The organism is Wolbachia endosymbiont (group A) of Apoderus coryli (genome assembly GCF_947251615.1).
GTDB lineage: Bacteria > Pseudomonadota > Alphaproteobacteria > Rickettsiales > Anaplasmataceae > Wolbachia.
In genome coordinates, this window is the sequence record NZ_OX366367.1 from 95,518 (window position 1) to 106,809 (window position 11,292).

Consider the following 11,292-nt stretch of genomic DNA (forward strand, 5'->3'; position numbering starts at 1 on the left):
TTGTAATGTTCGTACGGTTGTGTGTCAGCTACTTGCATGACACCATTTGTTGTAAACTTGTAAACTCACTTCTTCTTGATTTTTTGGTTTATCTTGTCTACCTATTTTGCCACTCTGCTGAACGGATACATTACACAATCAACGAACTACCTGTCATTTCGTTTGGTTTTTTAATTCCAAGTAGCTGTAAAATAGTAGGGGCAATATCAGATAACCTTCCGTCTCTTAGTTTTAGATTATCGCAAGACACGATAAATGGCACTTTATTTAGAGTGTGTGCTGTATGAGGTGTATTATTTTCTTCATCGAACATACATTCCACGTTACCATGGTCTGCAGTAACAATTAATGCGGTGTTGCTTGACTTTTTAACAGCACTCAGCACTTTTACAAGACAATCATCTACAGCTAGCACAGCTTTCTCGGCTGCTTTTATATTACCTGTATGCCCTACCATATCAGGATTAGCGTAATTTACAACTATCAGTGCGAATTCTTGGGAGTGAATTTTTTCTACAAGCTTTTCTGTGAGCTCGAAGGCTGACATTTCGGGCTGCAAATCATAAGTTTTAACTTTTGGTGAAGGAATAAGAATTCTTTCTTCACCAGAAAAAGGTTCTTCTTTTCCACAATTGAAAAAGAAAGTCACATGAGCGTATTTCTCGGTTTCGGCAATGCGTAATTGTCGTAATTTGTTGTCTTCTATTGTTTGTCCTAGAGTATCAACGAAAGAAGTAGGAGGAAAAATATAAGGAATTTTGAGATCTTCTTTATACTTCATCATACTTAGAATTGAAGAGAATTTTGCTACCTCAATATAGTCTGTTTTGCCTAGCAAAATACTTGCTAATTGTATTATTCGATCAGCACGAAAGTTAGCCAGTAACACTCCATCTTCTGGTTTTATACCTTGATAATCACCTATTACTGCGGGTTTTATAAACTCATCAGTTATGTTATTTTGATAATTTTCATCAATCAACGATACTGCATTATCATGACGAGGTGCCTTTGCAAATGCGATAGCCTCATAAGCTTCAATTGTTCTCTCCCACCTGTTATCACGGTCCATAGCATAATAACGTCCAGAAACAGTAGCAATTCTTGTGTCATTTCCCTTTATACTCTCTTCAAATTCTTGAATGCATTTTTTTCCTGAATTCGGCAATGTGTCTCTGCCATCTAAAAATGCATGTATCACCACTTTGATTCCATGCTGTGATATTTTTTTTGCTAAAGCTCCAATATGCTTTTGATGCGAATGAACACCACCATCTGATATCAACCCCATTATATGGCATATGCCATTCTTACTTTTTAGATTACTAATAAAATTTTGTAGATTTGTATTATTTTCTATTGTTCCGATTTCTTGATTAATGCGCTGAAGGCTTTGCATTACTACTCTACCACTGCCAATATTCATATGGCCAACTTCTGAATTACCTATTTGACCACCAGGTAACCCAACATCAGCTCCACAGGCGGATAAACTGCATTTTGGATAATTAGAGCTAATATATTGCCAGCAGGGTGGATTTGCGTTGCTGATAGCATTGTATTTACTGCTTTCTACTCCATTTCCCCAGCCATCTAGTATACATAAAACGACTGATTTAATGCCCATATAAGATTAACACTAGAATTTAACAGAGAAGAGCTCCCCGGGCCGGATTCGAACCAGCGACCAATTGGTTAACAGCCAACTGCTCTACCACTGAGCTACCGAGGAATAAACCGTCTTTAATTTATCACGTTGAACGTTGGTTGTAAACGTTTTTTGTGTAGACTTTGAGTCCAACTGGTCATAGAAACAAAAACTTACTTGACACCCTTCGCCAGCCCCCTTATCATGAAACTGAAGCTATTGTATTTGCTTTCGCCAATCTGCAGATTAAAAGGTAAGGATTACTTAATGTATCGGCGTCTTATGTTCAATTTTTTGCAGTATATAGATACTGTATGTCTTTACAAAACTTCATCTACATCTAGATTTTTATCTAAATAAGCTGAACGCGCTTATAAAGCGTTACAAGACATCAAAAAATGCCAATACTCGACAGAGATAGTAAAAGACTAGCTAACTCGGGGATTCTTTGTCTTTTTTTCTGCTTGGTAAATTTCTTAAACATTTGCAGCGTAGGTTAGTTGCAATTAAAAGCAGCTGAATTTCGCTTGTCAAGCGTTTAAAACATAAAAAACGCCAATATTTTAAAGCGGATAATAACCACGGGGCTTCTTTTGCCTTTTTTTTCATTTGGTAAATTTCTTAATGTTTATAGCTAAAAGAGCCCAAGAGAGGTGTCATTCCAGTGCCCCTGTGATGTCATTCCAGTGCTTGACACTGGAATCCAGTTTTCCATATAATCTCATCGAAAACGTTGTAACCACTTTCTATGCTAGTTTGCTTGTAAACAAGCAAACTTTCCTGGATCCCAGTGTCTGGGCACTGGGATGACAAAAAAAGGAGCACTGGGATGACACCATTCTTTTTCCTGGATTCCAAACTGGGATGACAGCTAGCCTGACAATCGTCATTCCGCTACGTGTTAGCGGCTAAGAGATACCGCGGCGGTATGACGTAGGACTGCTGTGACACCATTATAGAGTGAACCAGTGTCAGCTACTTGCATAGAAAATGTTTATGACTAATTTTTAGATCAAACATGGAATTTCGACAAACTTAACTTTTTTGTGAGACTGTTCAGCAATAATAAATAAATTGAGAGGAAAGGTTATGGCAATAGAAAAGGAAAAGTTTTTTGAAATAATAAATGAGGTAAGCAAGAGTGAAGGTTTAAATGAGAATAATTTACTTGAAAGAATAGGGAGTAAGCTAAAAGATGCAGACTCAAAAGTATATAGCACTTGTAACAATTTGAAGATAGATAAGATATTCAGTGTGTTAGAGTCAGACAAAATTGTAAATTATATGTTGGTACATCTTGCTGTGGAATGTAACAGTGTACCAATAGTAAAACTCCTACTAGCAAAGGAAGTAAAAGTTAATGAACCAATATATGAACTTGATGGAGCTAAGTCTCAATTAACTGCTTTGCACATTGCTGCTTTGCATGGTCATCAAGAGATAGTTCAGCTTTTATTGAACAATGGCGCAAATCCTTCACTAGAAGATAGTCAAGGCCGAACTCCAAGGGATATTGTCGGCGATGTAGAAGGTAAAAAGGCTATAATAAAAACGTTAGAGAAAGAAGAACAACGTTGTGCTGGTACGAGAAGACAAACTTATAGACAAGGCACTTTACTGCAGCCTAATAATAAAACTCCAGGAAATTTAGCTGTGAACGGAAATAACGTAACTGCTGCAGTGCAAGCATGGGGTGCAAAACATCAGGAAGAGAATAGTAGAATTACACCAAACAACAGAAAAATCTACGTACAAGATGAGGATGAACAGACTTCTTCAAACTCAATCATTAATGAAAACAATACAGACAAAGTAGATGATACATTAGAAAGAGAACAGGCTATAAGAGAAAGAGATGCTGTGAAGCAAAAGTTGCAAGAGGCAGAACAACGATTTGCCAATAATTGGAAGCGCATAGAACAACCCGGTCATAATCAACATTCGGAACAATACGGTGCTACATATAATGGTGAACAGACCTTTTTAAATAAAAGTAGTAGTGACGAGAGTGGAATATATTTTGATGCAGATGAATCTGAAGCTTTAAGCCAATCTATATTAGAAGATGGAGAAAACATTTATGCACAAGATGAAAATGGATTGACTCTTTTACATCGTGCTGCTGCAAACAACAATGAAGAATCAGTGAAATGTTTGGTAGAACGTGGAGCAAAAGTTGATGTACAGGATAAAGATGGACTGACCCCTTTACATTATGCTACTGCATATGGTTATGTAGAAATTACAGAATATCTAGTAGAAAGTGGAGCAAATGTTAATGCACAAGATAAAGATGGACATACCCCTTTATATTTTGCTGTTGCAAATGACAATAAAGAATTAGCAAAACTTTTGATAAAATATGGAGCAGATCGCTCATTGATAAAGGATGAAGGCCTAGTAATAGATAGACTAAACAGTATGTGTGATCAGCCATCTGAGGTTGTATCTAGTACTTCTTCCCATTCCAAAACACACAACGCAACGGAAACTCCAGAAGAAGCAGAAAAGGTTAAAAAAAGTAAAGTTAAGTCAAAAGAATTACGTGCTCAACTAAAGGAAGAGAATCAATCACTAAAACGAAAAATACAAGATCTAGAAAGTGAAAAAGCAACGCTTAATAGTGAATTAGAAAAAACAAAAACTAAAACAAGTGAAGTGTCACTAGGAAAAGCGCACAAAGTACTAGCAGAACTAAAGGATGACGTAGCTGGACATGAGGCTAGGCTGGAAGCACTTAATAAACTCAACGAAGAGAATCAATCACTAAAACAAAAAATACAAGATCTAGAAAGTAAAAATGCAACGCTTAATAGTGAATTAGAAAAAACAAAAACTAAAACAAATGAAGTGTCACTAGGAAAAGCGCACAAAGTACTAGCAGAACTAAAGAATGACGTAGCTGGACATGAGGCTAGGCTGGAAGCACTTAATAAACTCGACGAAGAGAATGAATCACTAAAACAAAAAATACAAAAGCTAGGAAATGAAAACACAAAGCTTAAGGATAAATTAGACAAAACAGAAAGTCAGTATTCTAAAGCAGAAGCGTTGTTAGAAAAAACGCAAAAGGAACTAGAAGAATCAAAAAGTTGTATAGCTGGACATGAGACTAAGTTGAAACAATTCAATAAAGAGAATGAATCACTAAGACAAGAAATAAAAAGTCTAGAGAATGAAAACACAACACTTAAGGGTACAACAAAAACTAAAACAGATGAAGTGTCACTAGAAAAAACGGGAAAAAGACAAATGTGTTTCTTAAAAGTTGCTTCCGTGAATCTTGTAACTATGTTAGCAGTAGGTGCTATCTTTAGTATAGCTTTCCAATTACCAGTTCTATTAACAATTGCAACTTTTGTAGTATCTGCTTTGATAGCTAGTGGCGTTACATACGCAATATCAACAAAGCCTACCACTGAATTGAAAGAAGTGGATATTCAAGGTTTAGCACAACATGGTGTTTGTAAAACTTAGCACCTACATCTGTACGAACATTGCAGTTTGCAGATGCAAGTAGCTGACACTGTAATCCCAAAAAAAGGATGATGTCATCCCAGTGCTCCTTTTTTTGTCATCCCAGTGCCCAGACACTGGGATGACACCCTTTTGGATGGAAATCAGTGTCAGCTACTTTCATGACACCATTCTTTTTCCTGGATCCCAGTGTCAAGCACTGGGATGACAGGAAAAGGAGGCTACTCAGATGACGGGAAGGGGGTACTTGGATGACACCTATAGCCCTAGCGCGTAAAAGTATTTGCAAGTTACACAGTAGTGTGAATTTTTTACTTCGGTAGTTTTTCATTGTCATTATAATCATAATAGTAGTTGAGTTTAATTGATATGAAAACTTTTACGAAAAATTTTAAAAATAACGAAAAAAAGCTAGAGGAGTTTAATAAGGAAATTGAAGATATAACAACTATAGCTCAAGATAAATTTGCACATGAACTTGAAAATATCGCATATGACAGTGTGCAAAAATTTCGCAGTCTGCTTGCTAAAGAGTTAAACTCCGTCTTCAATAATATTCATTCTCAAAATGTTAATCTACTAAAATCTAGCCTAGTTGAATATGCTATAAGTTCAAATTTTGTCAATAAAAAAGGAAAAACAGCTTTAATTCGCTCTCTTCTTAATATATTCATACGATAAAGCACTCAGAGTTGTTGCTGCGCCAATCTAACTTAATGTTGAATGCAAGCTGCATAGCTAAAGTAAGTAAGATTTGCCCCACGCTGTCACGAGGTAAACCTTACTTATTCTAGCTATATCAAAAAGGAGGGTTATTATGTCAATAAGATCTACTTCACCAAGAATACATGTGCAACGTAAATCTAAGCCTGAATCTTTTCCGGTTACTTTAGAAGAGGTTAAATCTTTTTTACGCATTGAGAACGACCAGGATGATAAATTGATTTCAAGTTTAATTTTTATGGCAACTGATTACGCTGAATGGCATATGGAAAAGTCACTAGTAAAGCAAACATGGCAAGTTTCATATGAAGATTATGTACCTCGTAGGATCTATTTAAGCTATGGCCCTGTGAGTAAGATAGTATTGGCTACTGCAATGATGTCTAAAAATCAAGAGAAGAGAACACTTAAGTATTATTTTAGCGATGTAGGGGGCTACGTTGAGTTTTTCAATTATTTGAATGCAATAAGAGTTGATGTTGTATACGAGGCTGGCTATGACAATGTTCCTGAGCAGATAAAACTCGGTATTATGCGGCATGTTTCTGCTATTTACAAAGATCGTGAATCGGGGGTAAGTAGCCATTTGTCTGAAGTGAAGAAGGTGTATTCTCCATTTCGCGAACCAAAGGTTGTTTTGTAGCTCTTTCTTGTCATCCAAGAACTTATCTGTACGAACATTGCGATTTGGGCCCACCAGAAGGGTGTCATGAAAGTAGCTGACACTGGTTCCTTTATGATGGTGTCATCCCAGTGCTTGACACTGGGATCCAGGTCGCTAACAAGCAAACTAGCATAGAAAATGGTTACAACGTTTTTGATGAGATTGCGGGAAGGCTGGATTCCAGTGTCAAGCACTGGAATGACACCGTCTTGGATGAAAAAGCTGGATTCCAGACTGGAATCTGCTACGCAAATTGCCTGCAAATTGCAATGTCCGTACAGCCGCGTCTGAGTAAATCTGAGGATTAATCATGGAAAAAATTCAAGCTATAAACGAGTTGTACAGTAGCATTTATGAAGCACTAAAAGCAAACTCTGATTTAAGGAAATATGTTACTAACATTTATGACTACTTACCTAAACAGGTCACCATTCCTTACCTGAGATTGCGTGTAGTGAATTATAATAACCTGCATATGCTGTCCAATTTTGCTACAAAGGCAAGATTTTCATGCGACATATATACTTATCATATAGACAGTATGTTTGCCATTATAAGGCATATTAACTTGATACTTAAGAGCATTGAAGGTTTTAGTAGTGAGGTCATTTTAGAAAGTAATTGTGCTATGGATCAGCACGATGAAATTTTACATTCAACAATTAATTTTGATATTTTAATAAAAGGAGGTGATAATGAGCAAATTACAGCTAAAAATTAAAGGTCATGACAATAATTTTATTGTGTTAAATAATATAAGAAACCTAAGGTTTACTTTGCGTAATAACAGAGAAGAGGTGAAAGATATTTCTTCTTTTGGCTGGAGGAAAGTGCTCGATTGTGCTGGAAGCAGACACATTACGATAAAAATTAATGGAATTTTAGACTCTGTATTAGCTGATGAATTATTACGTAATTCTGCTATGCTAAACTCTAATAATGATTATGAAATTAGTTTTAATGCTAAGGAAAAGATAAGGCTTAGGTGTTCAGTTGAATTGTATGAGAGATATTATGATCCTGTTACTTTTGACAGCTTTACTGTAGTTTTAACTAGTGCTGAAGTTGTAAACGCTTTTCATTAATGTTAATTTAATTTTTTCATATACAATAATAACTGGTGAGAATTTTAACTAAATTAAAAAAAATCATGAACGACGAAAACCTTTTCGAGGAAGACGGTGATAATATTGAAGAAAATAACGATGATAAAAGAGAGAGAAGTTTGGAAAATGAAAATCAGTTGAATCAAGAAGAACAACACAAAGAGGAAGATAAACAATATATAATACAATATATTCAAGACTATTTAAAAGTTTTTGAGGATATTCTAAATCAGATCGACGAAGGAATCGATAATTCGGATAGTTACGAAAGGACTATGCAAATAAAGCGAAGTATAGACAGGCTCATAGAGACTTTATATAGTCAGGCTGCGTCTGAAGATATTGATGCAGAATTTGAAACTACCAAACACACTCGCGATAAATCAGAATCTATGAAAAGAGTTAGAGAGAAGAGAAGAAAACAAGTGATAGAAGAAGTATTAAGTGGCATGTTTGCCCAGCAACAAAAGGAGCTAATGAACGCTAAACACTTAAGTCATGGACATGAAACAGCAAAAGATGGGGATGTCCACGAAGCAAAGGAAAAAGTGAAGTCTTCAATCAGGGGAGTGTTGTTTTCGGTGATTGCTCATAGGATGGATCCAAGAAGGAGGGCAGGGGAAACTGCTGACGGTAATGAAAAGCAAGCTCATATACATGGCAGGGAAGCAGTTGGTGGAGTTTTAGGTGCATTGTTAAAAACATTTTTAACAGCAGTTACTGCCGTTGTGCGCGAAATTGCTAAACCACTTCAGAAACAGGAAACATCTTTTGCAAAACAAGTTGAAGAAAGCAGAAACGCAGATTCACAAAAAGGTCGATCTGTATAGACTATCCATAAGATGGTCTAATGAAGTAAAGGGTAGGGCTATAATTACTATAATAGTTTCTTTTAAAAAAAAGTTTTAAATTTCATACCTAACAATAAACAACTTTAGGTTTAAATTTATGAAATCAGTTGTTATATACATCAGCAAATACGAATTTAACTGGTGTTATGGACTTAAATAAATTTACCGAAAAAGCAAAAAGTCTAATTCAAAGTGCTCAGATGAAAGCGTTGGGAGCTGGGCATCAGATTTTTATGCCTGAGCATTTACTAAAAGTAATGCTTGAGGATGAATTAGGTTTAGTTCAGGATTTGATAAACGCTTGTGGTGGAAATGTGCAAAGTATTTCCGATGCTGTGGATAGCGCAATAAAAAAGTTGCCAGTAATTGAAGGTCCAGGAAGTGGGAGCCTTCAACTTTCAAGAGAAATAGCAAAAGTTTTTGAAGATTCAATTGGTATTGCTCGGAGGAATAAAGATTCGTTTGTTGCCGTTGAGCGTTTACTGCAGGGCCTCACTGCACAAAAAGATGATACTGTAGGCAAAATTCTGGCGGAGAATGGTGTTACTCCACAAAAACTGAACTCAGTTATTGCAGAAATGAGAAAAGGCAGCAGTGCGGACTCGCCAAACAGTGAGGAAAAATTAAACGCGGCAAAGAAATATACAAAAGATGTTACAGAGCTTGCTATGCAAGGAAAGCTTGATCCTGTAATTGGTCGTGATGAAGAGATCAGAAGAACTATGCAGGTGTCACTGAGGCGGACAAAAAATAATCCAGTGCTGATCGGTGAACCTGGCGTTGGAAAAACTGCAATAGTTGAGGGGCTTGCAAATAGAATCGTTGCAAATGACGTGCCACTTGGTTTGCGTGATGCAAAAGTTTTAGCCCTCGATCTTGGCGCATTAATTGCTGGAACAAAATTTAGAGGAGAATTTGAAGAAAGGTTAAAAGCAGTTATTAATGAGCTTTCGAAAGCGGAGGGAAAAGTTATCTTGTTTATAGATGAGCTTCATACTTTAGTTGGAGCAGGAGCAACAAGTGGTGCAATGGATGCTTCAAATTTGCTAAAGCCTGCTCTTGCGCGTGGAGAAATTCGCTGTATAGGAGCCACAACTTTAGATGAATATCGTCAGCATATAGAAAAAGATCCTGCACTTGCAAGGCGTTTTCAGCCTGTGTTTATCTCTCAACCAACTGAAACTGATACCATTTCAATACTCAGGGGTTTGAAGGAAAGATATGAGGTGCATCATGGTATAAGAATTACAGACGGTGCAATAATTGCTGCTGCAACGTTGTCCAATAGATATATAACAGACAGGTTTTTACCTGATAAAGCGATTGATTTGATTGATGAAGCAGCAAGCAGGGTGAGAATTGAAATGGATAGCAAGCCTGAAGTTATTGATGAACTTGAGAGAAAGGTTATACAGCTAAAGATTGAAGCAGAGGCTTTAAAAAAAGAAAGTGATGAAAATTCTAAACAGCGTTTAAGAAAGATAAATGAAGAGATTGAAAACCTAAACAGTAAATTTGCTGACTTGAACAGCAAATGGCAGATGGAAAAGAATAAAATAGCTAGAATACAAGAAACAGCCGAAAAATTAGATAACGCTAGAAAAGAGTTGGAATTAACTCAGCGGAGTGGAAATTTAGGAAGGGCAGGGGAATTGATGTATGGTGTGATTCCTCAGTTTGAGAATGAATTAAAAAATCAGGAAAAGGTTACTGATAGTTTCTTAAAGAAAGAAGTGACTGGAGATGACATTGCAAACATTGTTTCAAAGTGGACGGGAATTCCAGTTGATAATATGATGCACAGTGAAAAGGAAAAACTCCTTAACATGGAGAATGAAATAGGAAGAAGAGTAATAGGGCAGAAAGATGCAATAGAAGCGATAAGTAATGCAGTTAGGCGCTCCCGCTCTGGGGTGCAAGATACCAACAGGCCTTTTGGTTCATTTTTATTTTTAGGTCCAACTGGAGTTGGTAAAACCGAACTTGCGAAAGCCTTAGCTGAATTTCTGTTTGACGATCAATCAGCGCTTCTGCGTTTTGATATGTCAGAATATATGGAAAAACATTCTGTTTCAAAGCTAATTGGCGCGCCTCCAGGGTATGTTGGCTATGAGCAGGGTGGCAGATTAACCGAAGCAGTAAGAAGAAGGCCATATCAGGTTATTCTGTTTGATGAAATAGAGAAGGCAAATCCAGATATATTTAATCTATTGCTGCAAATCTTGGATGAGGGTAGACTCACTGATAGTCATGGCAAATTAATTGATTTTCGCAATACCATACTGATTTTAACTTCTAATCTTGGTGCTGAGATAATGCTTAGAGGAGCAAAAGAAAATAGCCCTCTTGAAAAGCCCTCTGTCATCCCAGTGCTTGACACTGGGATCCAGGAAAAAAAGTGGATTCCAGCGTCACGCGCTGGAATGACACCAGAGAGATCAAATGAAGTGATGCAAATAGTTAAATCAACATTTCGTCCAGAATTTTTAAACAGGCTGGATGAAATTATTATATTCCACAGTTTAACCAGAGATGACATCTATAAAATTATAGATGTTCAATTTTCTTATTTACAAAAAACACTTGCTAAGCGTAAACTGAGTATAAGTTTGTTACAGGAAGCTAAAGAACTAATAGCACAAACTGGCTATGACCCTGAATATGGAGCAAGGCCCCTAAAAAGGGTTATACAAGAGTGTATTCAAAATAATTTAGCTAAATTAGTTTTATCAGGGGAAGTAGTAGAAAATGATGAACTAATAGTGTACGCTCTTGATAATGAAATCTTAGTTAAAAAGGTTTAAGTTCACTGTGTATTTTTGT

11 protein-coding genes and 1 tRNA gene are annotated in these 11,292 nt (G+C 36.5%); 8 read left to right on the forward strand and 4 right to left on the reverse strand.

What is annotated here, in order from left to right; translation table 11 throughout:
• Positions 1-130: 130 nt before the first annotated feature.
• The 3 genes from gpmI to OPR43_RS00580 all read right to left on the reverse strand — a co-directional run bounded on the left by gpmI (position 131) and on the right by OPR43_RS00580 (position 2,473).
• Positions 131-1,627: a 2,3-bisphosphoglycerate-independent phosphoglycerate mutase gene (gene gpmI, locus OPR43_RS00570; RefSeq protein ID WP_265034941.1), complete on the reverse strand. Its 1,497-nt coding sequence runs from the start codon at positions 1,625-1,627 to the stop codon at positions 131-133.
• A 33-nt stretch (positions 1,628-1,660) separates the two neighbouring features.
• Positions 1,661-1,732: transfer RNA gene (locus OPR43_RS00575), tRNA-Asn, on the reverse strand.
• 594 nt (positions 1,733-2,326) lie between these two features.
• On the reverse strand, positions 2,327-2,473 hold the full coding sequence (locus tag OPR43_RS00580; RefSeq protein WP_265035733.1) for a hypothetical protein: 147 nt from the start codon (positions 2,471-2,473) through the stop codon (positions 2,327-2,329).
• 264 nt (positions 2,474-2,737) lie between these two features.
• Between OPR43_RS00580 and OPR43_RS00585 the strand changes: the two genes are divergently transcribed.
• On the forward strand, positions 2,738-5,125 hold the full coding sequence (locus OPR43_RS00585) for an ankyrin repeat domain-containing protein (protein WP_265034942.1): 2,388 nt from the start codon (positions 2,738-2,740) through the stop codon (positions 5,123-5,125).
• A gap of 97 nt (positions 5,126-5,222) precedes the next feature.
• Here the strand turns inward: OPR43_RS00585 and OPR43_RS00590 are convergent, their stop codons facing one another.
• Entirely contained in the window at positions 5,223-5,471 is a 249-nt protein-coding gene (locus OPR43_RS00590) for a hypothetical protein (RefSeq protein ID WP_265034943.1), read from the reverse strand.
• A 23-nt stretch (positions 5,472-5,494) separates the two neighbouring features.
• On the opposite strand from OPR43_RS00590, the gene OPR43_RS00595 reads away from it, so the two are divergent.
• The 7 genes from OPR43_RS00595 (at position 5,495) to clpB (ending at position 11,273) form a co-directional block, all read left to right on the forward strand.
• The gene (locus OPR43_RS00595; protein WP_265034944.1) at positions 5,495-5,806 is read left to right on the forward strand and encodes an ECH_0659 family protein; all 312 of its coding nucleotides are present in this window, start codon (positions 5,495-5,497) and stop codon (positions 5,804-5,806) included.
• Positions 5,807-5,942: 136 nt separating this feature from the next.
• Positions 5,943-6,491: a head-tail connector protein gene (locus OPR43_RS00600; RefSeq protein ID WP_265034945.1), complete on the forward strand. Its 549-nt coding sequence runs from the start codon at positions 5,943-5,945 to the stop codon at positions 6,489-6,491.
• Between the two features lie 110 nt (positions 6,492-6,601).
• Positions 6,602-6,820 carry a hypothetical protein gene (locus OPR43_RS00605; protein WP_265034946.1) on the forward strand — a complete coding sequence of 73 codons (219 nt, stop codon included), beginning with the start codon at positions 6,602-6,604 and terminating at the stop codon, positions 6,818-6,820.
• Positions 6,821-6,822: 2 nt separating this feature from the next.
• The gene (locus tag OPR43_RS00610) at positions 6,823-7,233 is read left to right on the forward strand and encodes a DUF3168 domain-containing protein (protein WP_265034948.1); all 411 of its coding nucleotides are present in this window, start codon (positions 6,823-6,825) and stop codon (positions 7,231-7,233) included.
• Positions 7,208-7,597 (forward strand): phage tail protein, encoded by a 390-nt coding sequence (locus OPR43_RS00615; protein WP_265025905.1) that lies wholly within the window; start codon positions 7,208-7,210, stop codon positions 7,595-7,597. Before OPR43_RS00610 ends, OPR43_RS00615 begins: the two co-directional genes overlap by 26 nt.
• 65 nt (positions 7,598-7,662) lie before the next feature.
• A complete protein-coding gene (locus OPR43_RS00620; RefSeq protein ID WP_265034950.1) occupies positions 7,663-8,448 on the forward strand; it encodes a hypothetical protein in 786 nt (261 codons plus the stop codon).
• Positions 8,449-8,615: 167 nt separating this feature from the next.
• Positions 8,616-11,273 (forward strand): ATP-dependent chaperone ClpB, encoded by a 2,658-nt coding sequence (gene clpB, locus OPR43_RS00625; protein WP_265034952.1) that lies wholly within the window; start codon positions 8,616-8,618, stop codon positions 11,271-11,273.
• Positions 11,274-11,292: the final 19 nt, after the last annotated feature.